Origin of the sequence: Qipengyuania sp. NPDC077563 (assembly GCF_044901345.1) — a bacterium.
Taxonomy (GTDB): domain Bacteria; phylum Pseudomonadota; class Alphaproteobacteria; order Sphingomonadales; family Sphingomonadaceae; genus Qipengyuania; species Qipengyuania aestuarii.
On the sequence record NZ_JBJDPC010000001.1, the window covers coordinates 552205 to 571896 of the forward strand.

Consider the following 19692-nt stretch of genomic DNA (forward strand, 5'->3'; position numbering starts at 1 on the left):
GCGTTTGCATCAAGGGACCAATACGTGAGCGCTGCGGCCGATTACACATTACCTACCGGAATAGTCGGACTGAAGGGGCCGGTGAGCAAACCTGCGCCCGGCACGCTGCCCCTGCGCGGCGATCTGGCGCACATCGCGCTCGCGAATGGTTATCTGGCGGCGCATTATGTCATCCCCATCAAGCGCACGCTTGGCGATCGGGACGTCACGCTGAAACTTGGTTCGCGCAGCGACGCTGATGAAGGCGCGACGCTTGCCGCCGGATCCGAAGTGGAGCTGCTCGACTGCGAAGGTGACTGGGTGTGGCTGACTGCCGGGCCCGAAGGCCCCAGCGGCTATACGCTTTCGGACGCACTGGTTCCAGCCGATGCCGCATAAGATATTCATCGACGGCGCGGCAGGGACGACCGGGCTCGAGATCGCAGAACGGCTTGCGCCGCGCAGCGAATTCTCGCTGATCACGCTCGACGATGACCGGCGCAAGGACGCTGGCGCGCGCCGCGAAGCATTGAACGAAGCCGATGTCGCCATCCTCTGCCTGCCGGACGATGCCGCACGCGAGGCGGTCGAGCTGATCGACCCGGCCAGCGGTACGCGGGTTATCGACGCCTCGAGCGCGCATCGCACGACCGAAGGCTGGTGCTACGGATTTCCGGAACTGGTCGGCACCGAACGCGTCGCCGATGCCCGCCGGGTGAGCAATCCCGGCTGCTACCCCACCGGGTTTCTCGGCCTTATCGCTCCGCTGGTTCGCGCCGGACTAGTCCCGGCCGACTGGCCCTATACCGTCAATGCGGTCAGTGGTTATTCGGGCGGCGGAAAGGCGCTGGTCGAACGCTACGAAAGCGGCGAGGCGCCGGGCTTCCGCGCCTATGGCTATGATCTTGCGCATAAGCACCTGCCCGAAATGAAAGCTCATGCGGGGCTCGATCATCCGGTCCTGTTCGCGCCTGCCGTGGTGCCGGTCTATCGCGGAATGATCGTGGAGGTGCCTTTGCATCTGGGCGCAATGCCAAACGATCCCCACGCCGATGCGCTGCGCGGCGCTCTGGCCGAGTTCTACGAAGGCTCGCAGGTGGTCAAGGTGTGTACCGACCCGGCTCAAAAGGAACTTCTCCTCGAACCCGGGGCCGAGCCTGACGACGGCATGGAGCTGTTCGTATTCGGCAACGAAGGCGGCTGGAATGTCCGGCTCGTGGCCCGGCTCGACAATCTCGGCAAGGGGGCGAGCGGTGCGGCCGTCCAGAACCTCAATCTGCTATGCGGATTGCCCGAGACCGCCGGCCTCAAGTTCGGCTCTGCCTAATAAACAGGCAGCAGCCGACCAGCCTTTGGGCAGTGCCGCGATCGCTGCCCGGGCAAAATCACGCCGTTCAGCCGTTCATGGGTTTGGCACGTTTCTTGGAACGTCGCGCGAAACATGACATGACGTTGCTGTGCGGATTCGTCCCGCACGGCAGCACACGGGACCGGTAGACACGTGAAAAAGATCGAAGCGATCATCAAGCCCTTCAAGCTCGACGAGGTGAAGGAGGCTCTCCATGAGATCGGCGTGTCCGGCATCACCGTTACCGAAGCCAAGGGTTTCGGCCGGCAGAAAGGCCATACCGAACTGTATCGCGGCGCCGAATATGTCGTCGATTTTCTGCCCAAGGTGAAGCTGGAAGTCATCGTCCCGGCAGACATCGCCGAACGCACGGTGGAAGCCATCGCCGGCGCCGCGCAGACCGGCAGGATCGGCGACGGCAAGATCTTCGTCAGCCCGATCGAAAGTGCCATGCGCATTCGCACGGGCGAGAGGGATCACGACGCCATCTGATTTCCCGCGGAATTTTCCTGCCCGCCAACCCGGCGGGCGCATTACGAACTACCCTAACGGAGGCAATACATGTCAAAGGCAAACGACGTCCTGAAACGCATCAAGGACGAGGAAATCGAATGGGTCGACCTCCGCTTCACGGATCCCAAGGGCAAGTGGCAGCACCTTACGATGGTCGCATCCACGCTCGATGAAGACCAGCTCGAAGACGGTCTGATGTTCGACGGTTCGTCGATCGCCGGCTGGAAGGTCATCAACGAAAGCGACATGATCCTGAAGCCGGATCTGGAGCGTGTCTATGTCGATCCCTTCAGCGCCGAACCGATGATGATCGTCTTCTGCGACATCGTCGAACCGTCCACCGGCGAATGGTATGCCCGCGATCCGCGCACGACCGCGAAGCGCGCCGAAGCCTATCTGAAGTCGACCGGTATCGGCGACACGATCTATGTCGGCCCGGAAGCCGAATTCTTCATGTTCGACGATGTTCGCTTCGAAGACGGCTATGCCGGTTCGGGCTATCGCCTCGACGATATCGAACTGCCGACCAACACCGGCCGCGAATATGAAAGCGGCAACCTTGCCCACCGGCCGCGCGCCAAGGGCGGTTACTTCCCCGTTGCCCCGGTCGACAGCGCCGTCGACATCCGCGGCGAAATGGTTTCGACCATGATGGAAATGGGCCTCCCATGCGACAAGCATCACCACGAAGTGGCCGCTGCGCAGCACGAACTCGGCCTCACCTTCGGCACGCTGGTCGAAACCGCCGACAACATGCAGATCTACAAATATGTCGTGCATCAGGTCGCGCATATCTACGGCAAGACCGCGACTTTCATGCCCAAGCCGATCAAGGACGATAACGGTTCGGGCATGCACACGCACATGTCGATCTGGGACGATGGCAAGCCGACCTTCGCCGGCAACCAGTATGGCGGCCTCAGCGAAAACTGCCTCTATTACATCGGCGGCGTCATCAAGCATGCCAAGGCTCTGAACGCCTTCACCAACCCAACCACCAACAGCTACAAGCGCCTGGTTCCGGGCTTCGAAGCGCCCGTGCTGCTGGCCTATTCGGCCCGCAACCGTTCGGCTTCCTGCCGCATTCCCTATGGCGCGGGCGACAAGGCAAAGCGCGTGGAATTCCGTTTCCCCGATGCGATGGCCAACCCCTACCTCGCCTATGCCGCGCTGCTGATGGCCGGCCTCGACGGGATCCAGAACAAGATCCACCCGGGCGAAGCGATGGACAAGAACCTGTACGACCTGCCCCCGGCAGAGCTGGCAGACGTTCCGACCGTTTGCGGATCCTTGCGCGAAGCGCTCGAGGCGCTCGAGGCAGATCACGAATTCCTGCTGAAGGGTGAAGTCTTCACCAAGGACCAGATCGAAGCCTATACCGAGCTGAAGTGGGACGAGGTCCTGCGCGTCGAAACAACGCCCTGCCCGGCTGAATTCGACATGTATTATTCCGCCTGATCGAGCGGAGTTACCGACTAAAGAGGCGTCCGGGGCAACCCGGGCGCCTTTTTGTTGGGCCAACGATATACCAATTCTTAGGGTGCCCGCCCTATCGCCCGTGATGATGAAAACTTTCCAGGGCAGGACCGCGTGAGCATCTGGCATACGAAGCTTGGCGAACAGGCGGATGAAGGCCGCGCCGAGCGCATCATCCTGAAGAAAAGGCGCAAGCAGAATCCCACGGCAACGGGCCTGGGTGCAGTGGCAATCGCACGGACCGGCTCGCGCGCCGGGCTGCAACGCAATGACGACCGAAGCGCCCTGAAGGAAAGACCCGTCCGGGCCCTGCATCAGGGTGCGCATTTCGACGCCACGCTTCTCGATATGTCTGCCAACGGGATCATGATCACGGGGCAAATTCCTGCCGCACGCGGCGATCAGATTTCCCTGACGAACGGTGACGCACCTCCCATCGCGGCATTCGTCCGCTGGATGCGTGACGGAAGGATCGGCCTGGAGTTCTGCGGTCATACCGAGCTCGCTGCGGCAGAGGAAACCTGCGAAGCCGTTCTGACCTCCGTCTTGCCCGGCCCGCTCGTGGATAAAAACAATCAGGCGGACGCATCCACGCTGCCCCTGCCGCGCCAGGCTAATGGCCGCGCCCGGCTGGTCTGGATCGGCAAATTGACGTGCGAGGGGCGCAGTGTCACCGTGCGACTGCGGACCATTTCTGAAGGCGGCGCTGTCCTCTCGCTGGCGGCGCCCTTAGGCGTGAGCGATGGAGCCAAAGTGGCGCTGGAATTGCGTTACTCCAAACGGATGACCGGCAAAGTCGATTGGTGCGCGGCACAGGAACTCCATCTCAGGTTCGACAAGGCCATCGACATCTCGGCGTTGCGGGACGAACCCTGTGCCGAAATCGTGGCCCAGAACCCGGCTGCCCTCGATCATCTGCGCAACCACGAAGATCAGACCGACCTGGATCATCTGAATATCAGGGCGCTGAGGATCGGGCATTGGCAGCCAGCATGCGAGGAGCCGCACCGCGCCGTCTCTCTTGACGAACTGCATGAACTGCTGGCAGCCGATGGGCGTCCCTCCGCAGCCTGAATTCAAGGCGAGGTAAGTCCACCGGCGTCGTGCTTGCGGCTGCCGCTTAGCCCGCTCCCGTCAGTCGCTGCGTCAGATTGTCAATTGGGCCCTCGTGTCAGCAGCCCCCGCTTGGCGGACTGCCAGAACGCCGCGACCAGCAGAGTAGCAGCGAATAACGTCACCAGGTCCAGCGGTCCCGGCGCGATGAGAAATCCCGTGTGGGCCAGGATCGCCCATCCACCACCAATCAGGATTACCAGAACGAAGGACGATGCCATCGCATCGCGTGACAGTTCCTGCTGCAGCTCGTCGGTATGGCGGCCCATGAGCTTCGACACCAGCACGCCCAGCACCACCAGAGCGATGGTCAAGCCGGCCCCTGCTTCGGGCGTAAACCAGCCATCAGGTCCGGAAAGCGCCAGGATCAGCAGGGCCAGGCCGAAAGCAGCCATTCCCACAGCGCTATAGCAAAGCTGGACCTTCATCTCGCGCAGTTCATCCGCATCTTCCACGTTCAGCACCTTGGCCCCGGCATTGGGCAGAAGCGTACCGATCAGGACTGCAAGAGCGGAGAGAATGTAAATGAGGGCCGTGAGCCCGGCAATTTCCGCAGAGGTAGAGAGGCCGGCGTCGGTTCCACGATCGGTTAGCCGGAGAAAGGCTAAGGCCCCCAGGAAACCGGCAACAGCTCCCACTGCGATAGGCAAAAGCAGCTTCCTCACTTTGCCGTGACTATCTGTGGTGCTTGTCATGCGATCGGCTCCCATTCGTCGATAAAAAGATCTGGCACGGCGACAGCGAACAACTTCGCCATCCGCAATGCGAGGGGCAGCGAAGGATCGTATTTGTCGGTTTCGACGGCGTTCACCGTCTGCCGCGAAACGCCGAGCCGGCGAGCCAGTTCACCTTGGCTCCAGCCCCTCGCCTCGCGTTGCTCCTTGACCCGGTTTCTCACGATCCAACCTGCTTCCTGTAAAGAGCTCTTTACTGACAAGAGCTCTTTACAGTCAAGAGCTCTTTACAGCCGAGCCCGATTTTCCATTTTCCTACACGCGAAAAATCTGCCCAATCCCTTGGCCTTCCCGAACCGAAAGGAATGCCCATGAACCGCAAAATTATCTTCGATACCGTCCGGCAAATGCTTGGGCGCGGCTTACGGCAAAGCGAGGTCGAGACGCTCGACCTCGCTATCGATCAGGCCTTGGAGCAGGACGTCCATCGCGGACAGAATTCGGCGCCTGGAACGGGTGAGCAAAATTACCCTCAGGACCGTGCTCCATGTACTCCATCCTGTAGGATTTCCCCAGCGGGAATCCAACTTATCCAACGCTTCGAATCCTGTGCCCGTCTGCGGCCAGACGGGCTCTATGAAGCCTATCCCGACCCTGGCACCGGGGGAGCTCCCTGGACTATCGGATGGGGATCGACCGGACCCGGGATCCGCCCGGGGACCGTCTGGTCGCAGGAGCAATGCGACAGGCGCTTCGAAGCGGATCTCGTCCGCTACGCCGCAGAGGTTTCCGCCGCGATCGGGTCCGCGCCTACCACACAGCAGCAATTCGATGCTCTCGTGAGCTTTCACTACAACACGGGCGCCATTCGCCGCGCAACTCTCACGCGGCTGCACATCGCTGGCCAGTTCGACCGGGCCGCAGAGGAATTCGCCCGATGGCGATATGCCGGCGGACAGGTTCTCAAGGGCTTGATCCGGCGCCGGCGTGAAGAGGCACGGTTATACGGAATGCAATAATGGGACACGGCCCACCTTGCGCGCCGATGAACCGGAACCGACTCCGGCCGCCCGCCGTTTCTCAGGCCAAAGGAGTATTACAAATGCGTATCCTCATGGCAGGAGCGGCAGCACTCGCGCTCGCCGCAAGCGGTGCCGCAGCCCAAGGAAAAGGCAACGGCAACGGAAATGGTAACGGAAATGGCAACGCCGCCGCAGCCCAGCAAAAGGGCAATGGCGGGGGCATGAAAGCCAACCGCGGCCCTGAAAAAATGGCTCAGTCCAATCCCGGTAACGGCAACGGCCGTGGAAACGGAAACGCCAAGGTCAAAACCGATCGTGGTCCCGATCGCTCTCCCATCCGCGCCGAACGCGGCAATGGAAACGGCAACGCGCCCGTCCGTGCGAACAATGGCAACCGCGGCAATGGCAACGGTAACAGCGATCGCGACGCCTTCAGAGATCGCGGAAACGGCAATGTGCGCACCGCCTATGACGATGTGCGGCGCGTGCGTGACGGAAGCTGGCTTTCGCGTGATCGCGATCGCGGTCTCATCGACGGCTGTCCTCCGGGACTCGCCAAGAAGAACAACGGCTGCAATCCTCCTGGGCAGGTAAAGGATCGCTACCAGCGCAGCCTGTTTGGCGACAATTACCGACCCAGCCTGTTTGGCCTGTCCAATTACGATCGTCGCGGTGACTACTACTACAATGACGGCTATCTCGTCCGCTACGGCAACGATGGCGGCATTTCCAGCTGGCTGCCGCTACTCGGCGGTGCGCTCGGAGTCGGCAATGTCTGGCCGTCCGGCTATCAGAGCTACAACATGCCTGATTACTATGTCGACTATTACGATCTCGGCGGCCCCGACCGGTACCGCTACGCCGACAATGTTATTTACCGCGTCACCCCTGACGATGCTGCGATCACGTCCATTGCAGCACTGATCACGGGTGATGACATCAGCGTCGGTCAGCCGATGCCCAGCGGCTATGATGTGTACAACGTGCCCTACGCCTACCGCGATCGGTATTATGACACGCCGGATCGGCAGTACCGTTATTCGGATGGTCGGATCTTCCAGATCGACCCCCAGACACGCCTTGTAGCCGCAGTTATCGACCTCTTGGTCTGAACGAGAGACACCTCATGAAATCCACATTCTCAAAGCCCTTGATGCTGGCTGCTGCAATTTCCGGGCTCGCCCTGCTTCCCGCCTGCAGCAGCGAGTCCGAAGAACCCGCCGGCGCCGCTTCGACCCAGAAGGAAGGTACGCGCACGATGGCCGCATCTCTGAATGAGTTGCCGGACATGGCTGCGCTCAATGGCGCCATCTCCTCCGCCGAACTCGGCTCCATCTTCGATGGTCCGGGCAGTTATACGCTGCTCGCACCCAACGACAGCGCCTTCGAGGCCCTTGGAGATCGCGGCCAGGTCCTGATGCAGGAGGAACAGCGCCCAATCCTCGTCGGGCTGCTCCGCGAACACATCCTGCCTGGTCACCTCACGCCGGAAAACATCGCCAAGGCGATCGAAGACAAGGGCGGCGACGTGACCATGACCACCCTTGGAGGCGGCGATGTAACCTTCTCGATGGACGGTGACGCAGTCACAGTGTCCAACGGCGATGGATCATCAGCTCGCTTCGCCAGCACTGCCACAGCAGCCACTAATGGCGTGATCATCCCCGTCGACACCGTACTGGTGCCGCAAGACGCGCCGCAAGGCTGAGCCTTCCCGATCAGTAGTCGCGACTGATTTCCGCGACCACACTCTCGCGGCCGATGGTCGATACGCTTGCCAGCAACGATAGCCAGCTGGTGATGCGGAATTCGACCTCGGTCGCGCTATATCCCCGTCCGTCGGTGATGATTTCCACATAGAAGCGGCGGCCGATGTTCTTGCCCAAGGCGACACCGGTCTCGCGGCCCAGTGCTGGATCGGCAGACACGATGCGCAACCGGTCGAGACCAATGGCGCTCCGGAGCTGATTGATAGGATCGAGCCCGCCGCCGCCACGCAGGCTTGCGACAGCGGCCCCCAGTTGCAACGCATCCGTTGCGGACAAGGTCGTGATCGAGCCGCCGAACAAGAGCCGCGCAAGGATTTCCTCCTCGGGCAGGGCCGGGTCGGAGGTGAACGCGATTTCGGTCTGCGATACGGTCCCGGACACGCTCACCACCACGTCGACACCATCGCGTTCGGTCTCTGCACGGATATCCAGCGAAGGGTCGATCGGCGCGTTCTCGTCGAAATCGATTTCCCCGCGAGTAAGTTCGAACCGCGTTCCGGCGAAAGTATAATCGCCGCGAACAACCTGCGCAGAACCACCGATGCGCGGATCGTCTGTCGTCCCACGCAGAATGATGTCGGCGCCCCATTCGCTGTCCAGTCCCATCCCGTCGACATCGATGCGGCTGTTGCCGACTGCGTTGATGAGATAGCGCCAAGACCGTCCCGGCGCGACGACAGGGGCACGATCCGACGGTGCATTGATCTCACGCGTCGCGACCACCGGAAGCCGCATGTCCTCCGCTGCACTCGCCAAGCGCCAGCTGGCGCGGTTGATCCGTACACGCCCGGCGATAGTGCCGCCAAGTCCGTTTGAAACGATCCGCAGGGGCCCTGTCACAGTCGCGGATAGGCCATTCGCTCTGAGAAGGTTTGCGTCTTTCGCCGAGGCACGCAGGTCGAGCGTCGGACCACGCACTTCGGTAAAGCGCCCTTCCACCCGCTCGCCCAATCCTTCAAGATCAACGATACCGCTACCCGTTACCGTTCCGCCGTTTTCTGTCGATCCTGCAAATCGCGTGAGGTTGAGACGGGACCCGGCAAACGTTCCACGCACGGTCACATCGCGGATATCCGTGCCGGAAAGAGAACTGCGAACCCGCAGATCATCGCTTCGCACCGTTCCGCGGACACGCGGGTTGGCCAAGGTGCCCGTGGCGTTGGCAGCGATTGCGGCCGGCCCGGTCAGATCGAACGCGTCGATTGCGGCCAGTCGCCATAGGCTTTCCGCAGCGCCCTGATAACGCAGCTGGGCATCGAGCCGCCCTGCGCGAAGGCGCTGGGTCAGATCGCCCGTGCTGGGCAGTCCCGTGATATAGGCTTGGATACGTCCCTGCCGAATATCCTCATTCGCCAAGACCGCGCGCGCTTCCAGACTGCTTTCTTCAAGCCGCGCGAGAAGGGATAAGTCGACCGGTTTGGACGAGAGGACCAATCCGGATCGGGTAAGCTGGTTCAGCTTCACCCGCGCCGTACCGGTCGGCAATCCTCCACGTACCGCACGATAGTCCACGATCCCGGAAATCGTCCCACCCAATCCAAGATCGCTGGCTACGACATCCACGAGTGACAAGGGCAAGCGTGCGAGCTTTACTTCAAGCGAAGTCTCGTCGTTGCCGAATGTGCCTGAGGCGATGGCCCCGCCGTCGGCATAGTTCACCTGTGTCGGTGCCAGCTGCCAGCCACCGCCATCGAGAGCGGTGAGAACGGCGCGGCGTGGCATGGTGATCTTGCGACCTGCGAACTGTCCATCTGCTGCCAACGCTATTCGATTGGGCTGGAATTGAGCGTTCAAGTCGAGCGCAAACCGGTTTCCGCGTCTGCCGGAGATGGCGGCATCCAATCTGCCCACGCCGTCAACGACCTCTCCCTGAGCGGCCATTCTACCGATGAAGAGAGTGCCATATTGCAATCCCTGCGCATTGGCAGTGCCCGAGAAATTGTAAGAGCCACCGCCAATTACGCCGGTTGCGGCGATGTCCGCACGACCGATGGAAAGCGGGGTGCTGCCGCCGAAGCTGGCATTGCGGGCCGCTAGATCCAGATCAACTCCTTGCCCACCGTCACGCGGCGTCAGCGCGATCGTGCCGTCGAGGCCGCCGCCTGCCAGTGCCAAGGACCCCTGCGCACCTCCATCCACGAGAGTAAGTCCTCCCGACACATTGGTATTGGATACGGTCAGACTTTCGATATCGATGCGCGTGGGCCCACCTTGCGGAGAATAAAGTCCCAACATGCCGGTGAATGGGCCCAGCACCGAACCACCTTCGGTATCAATGGAAAATCCATCAGCGTTAGGGGCAATGGCCAGACGAACATCCTCCAGCCCGGTGACCGGACGCGCGAAGACCAGCTCTGCAGTCGGTGCGCCATTTTCGATCCGCCCCTGAACCGTAAATGGTCCGTAATCGGAGTGCTCGCCGCTTCCGGCCAAAGTCGTCGTCGACCCGGCGATCTGCCCATTCATCGCTAGACGCAGTTTTTGAGAGTTTACGCGCAATTGCCGAAAGTCGATCGCCGCGCCACTTCCGGTGGCGATCCCGCCGCGAACACGGAGTGCCGGGCCGGCCAGATTGGCGAGCGTGTCATTGGAGACCGGCGAAATGCGTGCGTCGAGATCGGCTGAGATTCTCCAACCAGAAGGCAAGAGATCGAAATCGATCATCGCAGTGCCGCCTGCGGTTCCCACATTGTCCAACGCCAGACGATCGGCCCGCACAGGGCCACGAATTTGATAGCGTCCGGAATTGAGGTTCCCACGTAAAGCCAGGTTCGCTGCAAGTCCTTGAAACGCAATCCGCAATTCGTCTCCGACCAGCTGATCGCCAGAAAGAACGATCTGGCCTCTGCCACTGCCGTTCACGAGACGTGGATCGACCAGCTCATTACCGGTCTGGATACGCCCCACATCGATCGATAGCGGGAGCGTCCAACTGCTGCCGTCGTAGCGCGCTGTTCCCTCCTGACGCAGTCCGGCAATATTCGTTGTTCCTGAAATCAGGCGCCCGACAGTCAACTCATGAACGATGCTCAGATCGGTGAAGGCACCATTAAGCGTGGCAGATGCCTGCGCATCTTCGAGACGCAGGCTGTCGCCGAACAGGCCCGGATCTCGCAGGCTGACATCGACTTCGTAATTGGAAATCTCGTTATCCGCCAAGTCGATCAGGCCTTCGCCGCGAAAACGCAATCCCCGACCGATCAACCTTGTGCGTCCATCGAACTTGCGTGCATCGATGGCGATGCGCGATTCTATCGCTACGTCATCGCCCAAGGCATTTGCGACAGTGCCTGTCACAAAGTCGCTTGGGTCCACTTTGCCGATCAGCCCGAAAATGCCGTCATTTGCTGTGACGCGAAGCGCGGCGATCCGGCTCTCTTGCGATCGTACGAGAAGTGCCCCCTGCCAGCGCGACCAGGTTCCGTCGCCGCGCAGCTTGGCGCTGTAGGCTTGCGGAAGACCCAGCATGGCCACCAAGGGCCCGTCCTCGAACGCTTGGATATCCGCAGACAGATCGAAATTGTCGCCGTCCGGCTCGGCATTGATGAGGAGAGCAAGCGAATCCCGCTCACCGAGACGCGCATCGCCATCGACGAACAGTCGGCGATCTTCAATCTGCACCTCGGCATCGAGATCTACGCGTTGCGCCGTGTCCCCCGCTATGCCGGGTGCGAGCATCAGATTGTCTATCTCGAGTTGGTCGATGGAAATATCGAAGCCAGGCAGGATCGGACCGTCTTCTTCGCTCGGAATGAATTCGGGAAGGCGCGCCAAGGTGGCCCGGTGCGCGGCGAAGGTATCGATGTCGAGCCTGTTGTTCAGCCAGGCCCGCGGATTCCAGTCGATCTCGGCTTGGGGAATGGTCAGGAATACGCCCTGCGGGTCGGACAGGGTGACATCGTGAAGCACGGCATCCCCATAGATGTTACCTTCGATCCGACCGACCCGGACAACCAGACCGTTCGGGAATGTTTGCTTGCTGATCTGGCTTGCCAGAAACCGCTCGCCCAGCGGCGTGTTGAGCAAGACCAGCGCCGCGACGAGAAGAATAATCGGAGTAGCGATGAGGATAATCGCCCACTTTCCGATCTTTCGACCACGGCCACGCTTGCGCTCTGGAGCAGCCTGCTCTTCCATTGCCACTTCGGTCATCAGAATGCCTGCCCTAGCGATACGTAAACGGCGACTGGCGCGTCATCCTCGTCAGGCGTCAACGGGACGCCGACATCCAGACGGATCGGTCCGAAGCCGGTATGGTAACGAACGCCCAGTCCGGCCCCGATCTTGATCTCGTCGAAATCAGGAGTTGGGTTGGGTCCTACCGAGCCCGCATCGACGAACGGCACCACCGACACGGCCCCATCGAGGAAACCAGTGCGGATGCGCGCTTCGAGCGCCAGTTCCACCAGGCTTCGGCCACCGGTCGGCTCGCCCAGATCGTTCTCCGGCCCGATCTTGCGATAGCCATAACCGCGCACGGAGCCGCCGCCGCCGGCATAGAACCGCCGCGAAGGCGCAATTTGAAGGAGGTCTGCGCCGGGGATGGAGCCGAATGTCGCGCGCCCGGCGAGTACCAGGCGATCACCGAGCGACTGGTAGTAGCTGCCATCGACCTGACTGCTCACGTAAAAGCTTTCCACGCCATTGGTGGTGGAAGCTTCGGGCGACAACCTGCCACCCAGACGAAAGCCGCGGGTCGGATCGAGAAGGTCGTCGGTCTCGTCGAGAAGGACTGTCCCGGGAAGCGCAGCCACAAAATAAGTTTGCCGTGGTTCCTGGATCCCATCGACGACCGGAGGTCTTTCCTGCGTGGCGATCAGTTCCAGACCGGCAGACCAGCTGAAGTTCTTCTGGAACAGCAACGTCGATTTGCGCTCGAACACACCCGTTAGCGCTATGGTGCGCGCATCGAAGGCCGGACTGTCGATCGTATTGGCATAGGCATCCAGCGTCAGCACGCGGTCGCGGCCACCGAAATTGTTCTTGCGGAAGGTGACGCCAGCCAGCTGTTCTTGCGTTCCCGCGATGCCGCGGACGCGCAACGATCCTTCGGGGGGGAAGAGATTGCGGTGTTCCCAGCTGGCCTGGATGCGAATACCTTCTTCCGATCCATAGCCGATCGCGCCGGCAATAGTGCGCAACTTGGCCTGCTGCAGTTCTACGTCCATCGCCACGACACCCGGCTCACCGCCTGTCGGCGGCGTTACTTCCCGCGGAGTGACGGAGACCGAGGAGACGAGGCCGGTCGCCGTAATCGCACGGCGCAAGTCGAGAGAGAGGCTGCGCTGATAGGTATCGCCGGGTTCGAAGCGGGCGATCTTGGCCAGATGCTTGCCCGACAGGAAGTCCGGCTGGCTGCTGACAACGCCGCCGAACACATATTTGCCATTGGGCGTCACGTTTAAGGTCAGGTCGCCTTCGACACGCTCATGGTCGATCAGCAATTCGGGCGCGTCGATGGCTGCGAAGGGATAACCGGTTTCGCCCAGCGCCCGATCAAGATCGAACTGCTCCTGCACGATCGTGTCGCTCTGGAGGTAGTCACCCGGATAGATCTCGAAGGCATCTCGCAGCTCTGCGCCGTCCGGAGCGGAAAGCAGACTGCCAAGATCGACCGCTCCGATCTTGTATCGGTCGCCCGGAAGTATGTCGAAACGCACCGTCGGCGTTTGCGCCGCCGCCTCATCGCCGACCTGCAGATTGCCGATCGAGCGGATGACCTGGCCATCGTAATAGCCATAGACCCTCAGCAGGTCGCCAAGCAGTTCTTCGTCTTCGCGGGCACGCGCCGCCAGCTGCGCAAGATTGGCCTCGGAATCTTCGAGCTCTTCGATCGTCGACAGAGCCTCGAAGCGCTCTACGAAATCGCCGCGGTCGGAGAAAGGCGGGTCCGTCTGAGGAAAACCCAGCAGCAGATTGTCGGCGACGCGCTCGGTTTCGGCCTCCTCGAACGATACATTGGCCTGCCCCAGATCGAGATCCGCGAACTCGATATCCTCTTCTGGTTCGAGCGGCTCGAAATCCTCGATCGCGATGTCATCCGGCCACGGCAGGTCGAAACCGGGCGGCTGGGCGATCGGCGTGTCGGGATCCGGTGCAGTGGCATCGGAGGATTCGACCGTCTGATCGGCACCCTGCTCTGCCCAAGCATCAGGGTTTTCGACGGCGCTGTCCGGAATCAGATCATCAAGCGTCTGCGCATGCGCAGCCGCAGAGAAACTCAGCAAGGCGGCCGCAGCCACGCACAGCTTCAGCCCACTGCGAAACCTGTCAATCGCGGACCTTGTACCGCAATCTGCCACCGTCCTTCGACGGCATGGGATCGATGCTGCGCGAGCCATCCGATTGGACGGAATTCTGGATGAGGCGCTTTTGCTCGACATCGTGAAACCGCTCCCACCCGAGCCGTGTAAGACGCTCGAGCGGGCGGTATCGAACCTTGTATTGCATCCGATCCGACCCTTCGACCCAGTAGCCGAGGTATACATAAGGCAGTCCGCTGTCGGCAGCACGCCTGATGTGGTCGAGAATAATGTAGTTCCCAAGCCCAGATCGATCCTCAATTTCAGGGTCGTAAAAGCTGTAGATCATCGACAGCCCATCACCCTGCACGTCTGTGAGACATGCACCGACCAGACGACCCGGCTCGGCACCTACTCCCGCTTCCCGATATTCAATGACATAGCTGGATACGGGCGTATGTTCCACCATATCCGCAAAATCTGATTCGTCCATCTCTGCCATGCCGCCACCGGGGTGACGAGCGGCGAGATATTTACGTAGCAAGGCGTATTGCTCTTCGGTCGCCCAAGGCCGGCATTCAGACACGACAAGATCGTCGTTCGCTTTCAACGTCCGCTTCTGGCTCGACGATGGCTTGAACTCTTCGGCGACGACCCGCACAGACACGCATGCCTGGCAATCGAGACACGATGGCCGGTACGCCACCGTCTGGCTGCGGCGGAAGCCGATGCGGCTCAACGCTTCATTGAGTTCATCCGCGGATTCACCTCGTAATTCGGTAAAGACCTTCCGTTCGCTCCTGCCCGGCAGATACGGACAGGGCGCCGGGCTGGTCACGAAGAACCGAGGAAAACGAATGGGTGCCGTCACGGCTGCGTCCTTTATTGCTGCGAAGCTTTATTCGCCAACAATGCCGTTATGCATGACGCGGGCCCGGGTTAAAAGACTCTTAACCATGAAAATTGGCCTCTCCGCACGAGTCGCGCCAAGAGGCCGGGAAATTTACCTGATCATCAGGCGGCTTTACGCCAATTCGGCCAGCTCGACATGGTAGCCCTTGCCTTCGAGCGCCTTGATCAGACGGTCGATCTGCGGCGCGTCGCGCGCTTCGCATTCGATCTCGGTGATCAGGCCCTTGGCAGGCAGGGTGGTAAAGATGCGCTGGTGGTAGATTTCTATGATGTTGACGTTGTGCTCGTTGAACTCGCGCATCACCTTGAACAGCGCACCGGGGCGATCCTGAAGAGTAATCCGCAATCGCGCCAGCCTGCCGGATCGCGCCAGGTCGCGGACCAGAACATTGGCCAGCAGCCGGGTGTCGATATTGCCCCCGCACAAAACCAGTCCCACGCTCTTGCCAGCGAATTTCTCCGGGTTTGACAATACGGCGGCAAGCCCTGCTGCCCCCGCACCCTCGACCACGGTCTTCTCGATCTGGAGAAGCAGGGAAACGGCATGTTCGAGATCCGCCTCTTCAACGAGCAGCACTTCGTCAACGAGTTCGGAGATGATTTGCCGCGTGAAGGCCCCCGGCTCCTTCACTGCGATGCCTTCAGCCAGCGTATCGCCGCCGCACGGCAGAACGTCGCCCGTCACCGCAGAATACATGGATGGGTAGAGTTTTGCCTGCACCCCGATCATGTGAATATCCGGGTTGAGCGCCTTGGCCACGGTGGCCATCCCGCTCATCAACCCGCCGCCGCCGATGGGCACGACAAGATAATCGAAATCGAGCTTCTTCTCGAGCATTTCGAGAGCCACCGTTCCCTGACCGGCCGCGACCTTCGGATCATCGAAAGGATGCACGAAGGTCAGACCGCGTTCGGCTTCCAATGTTCGGGCGTGCTCGTACGCTTCATCGAAAGTCTCGCCGAACAGGACAACGTTCCCGCCCACGCTTTCGGTCTGCATGACCTTCACGCTTGGAGTTGTGGAAGGCATCACGATGGTCACCGGCACGCCCAACCGGCGCCCGTGATAGGACAGACCCTGCGAATGATTTCCCGCCGAAGCCGCAATGACACCCTTCGCGCGCTGTTCGTCCGACAACTGCTCCAGCGCATTAAGCGCGCCCCGCTCCTTATAAGCGGCAGTAAACTGGTGGTTTTCGAACTTGAGCCAGATATCGGCGCCCGAAATGTCGGACAAAGTAATGGAGCGCATCATCGGCGTCTTGACCACCGAGCCATCGATGCGCTGCGCCGCCTGGCGCACATCGGCTAAGGTAAGAAGCTCGCGCGCGTCCTGGTCGGCGCGCTTTGGTGATGCCTGTATCATGGTTTCGGCCCCTAGGGCGCGGGTGGCGGCGGCGCAATTGCTGAAAGGGTTTGCGCGCGCCAAGCTATGCCTTATCGCACGGTTCGACATGCAGACTTGGGATCGCCTCATGAAATTGAAATTCGCTACCGCCCTTCTCGCCTCGGCGATTGCAATGCCTCTCCATGCCGACGTACTGGTCGACAATGTAAGCGGCGTCACTCTCGACGAAGATGGCAAGGTCAAGCGCTTCGAAGCGCTGGTGATCGGCGACGATGGGCGCATCGCACAGGTCCTGACCCGCGGTCAGGAGCGTCCGCGCACCGATTACCGCGAAGATGGTCAGGGAAAGATCATGATCCCCGGCATGATCGACGCTCATGTACATGTGATGGGAGTTGGTTTCGGCGCCCTGACGCTCGACCTGTCGGAAACCAATTCGCTGGAAGAGGCGCTGGAAAAAATCCGCGTTTTCGCAGCCGAGAACGAATCCCGCCCTTGGATCCTCGGACGGGGATGGAATCAGGAAAAATGGGGTCTGGGCCGTTTCCCGACTGCGGCGGAACTGGACCGCGCAGTCAGTGATCGGCCGGTCTATCTCCAGCGGGTCGATGGTCACGCCGGATGGGCCAATAGCCTAGCGCTGCAAGCCGCAGGCATCGCTGCCGCGACGAAATCGCCGAGTGGCGGCCGGATCGAAAAACTTGCCGATGGCAAGACGCCGTCGGGTGTATTCGTCGATGCGGCCGAGGAATTGATGAATTCGGCCATCCCTGCGCCGCGACCGAACGAGCGCGACCTTGCCTTTGCCGAAGCGCAAAAAGTGTTCCACAGCCAGGGCATCACCGCTGTGGCCGACATGGGTACCAGCATCGAAGACTGGCAGGCCTTCCGCCGCGCAGGCGATAACGGTTCGCTGACGCTCCGGATCATGAGCTACTCGGCGGGTATGGACCAGGCGTTGCTTATCGCGGGCGCCAACCCCTCGCCCTGGCTTTATGATGACAAGCTGCGTCTCAACGGAGTAAAGCTCTATCTCGACGGGGCACTTGGTAGCCGCGGCGCGTGGTTGAAAGCGGATTATGCCGATGATCCCGGAAATCGCGGCCTGCCGCTGATGGGGCCTGCCCAGCTGCGCAACATTCTCGTGCGGGCAGCGCAGGGAGGGTTTCAGCCGGCAGTTCACGCGATCGGGGATGCAGCCAATGCCGAAGCGCTGAACGCCGTCACCGAAATCGCGGAAAGTTTCCCGCAGGATTTGCGCTGGCGGATCGAACATGCGCAGATCGTCGATCCGGCTGACCTGCCGAAATTTGCCGATCACGGAATCATCGCCAGCATGCAGCCGGTGCATCAGACGAGCGATATGTACATGGCAGAAGCGCGTCTGGGCGAAGATCGGCTTGGCGGGGCCTATGCGTGGAATACGATCCTCGGTCTTGGCGGCACGCTAGCCTTCGGGTCAGATGCCCCGGTAGAGTCCGCCGATCCCTTCGCCGGCTTCGCTGCCGCGATCACGCGCACCAATGCTGCTGGTGATCCTTTCGGTGGCTGGAGAGCGAGTGAGCGCGTCAGCAGAGAAGAGAGCTTCGCCGCGTTTACCGCAGACGCCGCCTATGCCGGATTTGCCGAAGGCCGGTTCGGCCGGTTGCTACCTGGCGAACGCGCAGACTTCGTCTTGGTGGATACCGATCCGCTCATGGCGTCGCCTGATGAAATAAGGCAAACCCAAGTGTTCGAGACTTGGGTCGGCGGCCAGAAGGTTTACGACGCCGACTGATCGCTTTCGGCAGCAGCCGGGTCCTCTTCCTCCGCCTTGGTCTTGGCATCGCGCCGATCGAAGACACGCATCAAGAGAAGCGAGCCTTCGAATAGGATCAGGAGCGGCACCGCCAGCAGCAATTGCGATCCGGGATCGGGCGGCGTGATCACGGCAGAGAGCGTGACCACGAAGACGATCACGTAGCGCCGCGCGCCCGCCAGCTGGCTGCGTGTGACGATTCCGGCGCGGTGCAGCAACAGCAGCAGCACCGGCAGCAGAAAGCTCATGCCGAATGCCAGAATGAACTGCATCACCAGTCCGAGGTATTCGTTCGCCGTTGGCAATGCCTGAATTTCGAGCCCGCCCGCCGTTCCTTCGAACCCGAGGAACCAGGTGAAGGCGGTCGGCATCACGACGAAATAGGCAAGCGATGCGCCGGCAATGAACAGGAACGGCGTCGCCACCAGAAAGGGAAGAAAAGCCTTTTTCTCCTTCGCGTACAGACCGGGTGCGACGAATGCCCAGAGCTGGTTAGCGATATAGGGAAACGAAAGGCAGAAGCCGGCAAACAGCGCTACCTTCAGCTCGACGAAGAAGACTTCGTAGAGCTTGGTGAAGATCAACTGCCCCTCGCCGTCGGGAAACGCTTGTTTGAGCGGCTGGATGAGAAAACCGAGGATCTCGTCGGCAAAGTAGAGGCAAACGCTGAATGCGACCACGAGGGCCGCTACGCAGCGCACAAGCCGCGATCGCAATTCGATCAGATGATCGAGCAGCGGAGCTTGCGTGTCGTCGATATCTCTCAGCTCAAAGGCCATCAGCGGTCCTTGCCATCCTCGTCGAACGGCAGGCTTGGCTCGTCAGTGCTTCGCGCTGGCTCCGCGCGAGGAGATGCGGGCCGGTCCACCTTGTTGACCGCCGCCTCTGCGGTGGTGTCGCCAACCGCGGGGGCACTGCGAGGAGGCAGGGGTTCCATCCCCTCACCTGCTGGCAGGATATTTTCGGGCGCCCCGCCTTCGGGTTCGCCGCCGGTCGGGTATCTGGCCATGATCTCCTTGTTACGCTGAGACCATTTTTCTTCCATGTCCTCGATTTCGGCCTGACGCACCATTTCGTCGATCCCGGACCGGAAATGCGAGGAGATACGGCGCAGTTTCCCGATCCAGCGGCCAGCCGTACGCATGGCCGCGGGCATGTCCTTGGGACCTATCACCAGAATTGCGACCACCACGATAACGAGCAGCTCGGCCGCGCCGACATCGAACATTGTTTAGCGGCTCTTGCTGAAAGTCACTTGGTCTCGGACGGCTGCTTGACCTGATCTTCGGTCAGCCCTTCATCCGCGGGCTTGGCTTCGTGCGAGATACGTTTGGCGGGCTTGGCCTCTTCTTCGTTCATGCCCTGCTTGAAGCTTTTGATACCTTTGCCGAAATCGCCCATCATTTCGGAAATTCTTCCCCGACCGAACAGCACGAGTATCAGGATGGCGATGATGACGAGTTGCCATGGGCCGAGCGACATTTTGAATACCTTCCAA

At 60.9% G+C, this 19692-nt stretch carries 18 protein-coding genes; 9 read left to right on the top strand and 9 right to left on the bottom strand.

The window, feature by feature from the left end:
• The first annotated feature begins 24 nt into the window (after positions 1-24).
• From ACI2I1_RS02755 to ACI2I1_RS02775, 5 genes are all read left to right on the top strand, one after another.
• A complete protein-coding gene (locus tag ACI2I1_RS02755; RefSeq protein WP_221542840.1) occupies positions 25-378 on the top strand; it encodes a hypothetical protein in 354 nt (117 codons plus the stop codon).
• Positions 368-1306 (top strand): N-acetyl-gamma-glutamyl-phosphate reductase, encoded by a 939-nt coding sequence (gene argC / locus ACI2I1_RS02760; RefSeq protein ID WP_404677809.1) that lies wholly within the window; start codon positions 368-370, stop codon positions 1304-1306. The genes ACI2I1_RS02755 and argC overlap by 11 nt, the downstream gene beginning before the upstream one ends.
• A 174-nt stretch (positions 1307-1480) precedes the next feature.
• Entirely contained in the window at positions 1481-1819 is a 339-nt protein-coding gene (locus ACI2I1_RS02765; protein ID WP_221542838.1) for a P-II family nitrogen regulator, read from the top strand.
• 69 nt (positions 1820-1888) lie between these two features.
• Entirely contained in the window at positions 1889-3298 is a 1410-nt protein-coding gene (gene glnA, locus ACI2I1_RS02770) for a type I glutamate--ammonia ligase (RefSeq protein WP_221542837.1), read from the top strand.
• 132 nt (positions 3299-3430) lie between these two features.
• Complete coding sequence (locus ACI2I1_RS02775; protein WP_404677810.1) at positions 3431-4390, top strand: PilZ domain-containing protein; 960 nt, start codon at positions 3431-3433, stop codon at positions 4388-4390.
• Between the two features lie 80 nt (positions 4391-4470).
• Here the strand turns inward: ACI2I1_RS02775 and ACI2I1_RS02780 are convergent, their stop codons facing one another.
• Both ACI2I1_RS02780 and ACI2I1_RS02785 read right to left on the bottom strand, forming a co-directional pair.
• Positions 4471-5124 carry a hypothetical protein gene (locus ACI2I1_RS02780; RefSeq protein WP_404677811.1) on the bottom strand — a complete coding sequence of 218 codons (654 nt, stop codon included), beginning with the start codon at positions 5122-5124 and terminating at the stop codon, positions 4471-4473.
• Positions 5121-5327 carry a helix-turn-helix transcriptional regulator gene (locus tag ACI2I1_RS02785; RefSeq protein WP_321207876.1) on the bottom strand — a complete coding sequence of 69 codons (207 nt, stop codon included), beginning with the start codon at positions 5325-5327 and terminating at the stop codon, positions 5121-5123. Before ACI2I1_RS02785 ends, ACI2I1_RS02780 begins: the two co-directional genes overlap by 4 nt.
• 147 nt (positions 5328-5474) lie before the next feature.
• On the opposite strand from ACI2I1_RS02785, the gene ACI2I1_RS02790 reads away from it, so the two are divergent.
• The 3 genes from ACI2I1_RS02790 (at position 5475) to ACI2I1_RS02800 (ending at position 7833) form a co-directional block, all read left to right on the top strand.
• Positions 5475-6122, top strand: a complete 648-nt coding sequence (locus ACI2I1_RS02790) for a lysozyme (RefSeq protein WP_404677812.1) — start codon at positions 5475-5477, stop codon at positions 6120-6122.
• 83 nt (positions 6123-6205) lie between these two features.
• Positions 6206-7237, top strand: coding sequence for a hypothetical protein (locus tag ACI2I1_RS02795; RefSeq protein WP_404677813.1), 1032 nt, complete (start codon positions 6206-6208; stop codon positions 7235-7237).
• Positions 7238-7251: 14 nt separating this feature from the next.
• Positions 7252-7833, top strand: coding sequence for a fasciclin domain-containing protein (locus ACI2I1_RS02800; protein WP_404677814.1), 582 nt, complete (start codon positions 7252-7254; stop codon positions 7831-7833).
• Positions 7834-7843: 10 nt separating this feature from the next.
• On the opposite strand, the gene ACI2I1_RS02805 is transcribed toward ACI2I1_RS02800, so the two are convergent.
• From ACI2I1_RS02805 to ACI2I1_RS02820, 4 genes are all read right to left on the bottom strand, one after another.
• Positions 7844-12046, bottom strand: coding sequence for a translocation/assembly module TamB domain-containing protein (locus tag ACI2I1_RS02805; protein ID WP_404677815.1), 4203 nt, complete (start codon positions 12044-12046; stop codon positions 7844-7846).
• The gene (locus tag ACI2I1_RS02810) at positions 12046-14136 is read right to left on the bottom strand and encodes an autotransporter assembly complex family protein (RefSeq protein WP_404677816.1); all 2091 of its coding nucleotides are present in this window, start codon (positions 14134-14136) and stop codon (positions 12046-12048) included. Before ACI2I1_RS02810 ends, ACI2I1_RS02805 begins: the two co-directional genes overlap by 1 nt.
• Positions 14137-14164: 28 nt before the next feature.
• Positions 14165-15007, bottom strand: coding sequence for an arginyltransferase (locus ACI2I1_RS02815; protein WP_224812068.1), 843 nt, complete (start codon positions 15005-15007; stop codon positions 14165-14167).
• A 153-nt stretch (positions 15008-15160) separates the two neighbouring features.
• On the bottom strand, positions 15161-16414 hold the full coding sequence (locus ACI2I1_RS02820; RefSeq protein WP_404677817.1) for a threonine ammonia-lyase: 1254 nt from the start codon (positions 16412-16414) through the stop codon (positions 15161-15163).
• Between the two features lie 109 nt (positions 16415-16523).
• Here ACI2I1_RS02820 and ACI2I1_RS02825 point away from each other — a divergent pair, with 109 nt between their 5' ends.
• Positions 16524-18173, top strand: a complete 1650-nt coding sequence (locus tag ACI2I1_RS02825) for an amidohydrolase (RefSeq protein ID WP_404678323.1) — start codon at positions 16524-16526, stop codon at positions 18171-18173.
• Here the strand turns inward: ACI2I1_RS02825 and tatC are convergent.
• Genes tatC through tatA form a run of 3 tightly spaced genes read right to left on the bottom strand, consistent with a single transcriptional unit; the run spans position 18158 to position 19676 of the window.
• On the bottom strand, positions 18158-18973 hold the full coding sequence (gene tatC, locus ACI2I1_RS02830; RefSeq protein WP_221542826.1) for a twin-arginine translocase subunit TatC: 816 nt from the start codon (positions 18971-18973) through the stop codon (positions 18158-18160). The genes ACI2I1_RS02825 and tatC overlap by 16 nt on opposite strands.
• Complete coding sequence (gene tatB, locus ACI2I1_RS02835) at positions 18973-19422, bottom strand: Sec-independent protein translocase protein TatB (RefSeq protein ID WP_404677818.1); 450 nt, start codon at positions 19420-19422, stop codon at positions 18973-18975. Before tatB ends, tatC begins: the two co-directional genes overlap by 1 nt.
• A gap of 23 nt (positions 19423-19445) precedes the next feature.
• Positions 19446-19676 (bottom strand): twin-arginine translocase TatA/TatE family subunit, encoded by a 231-nt coding sequence (tatA, locus tag ACI2I1_RS02840; protein WP_221542824.1) that lies wholly within the window; start codon positions 19674-19676, stop codon positions 19446-19448.
• Positions 19677-19692: the final 16 nt, after the last annotated feature.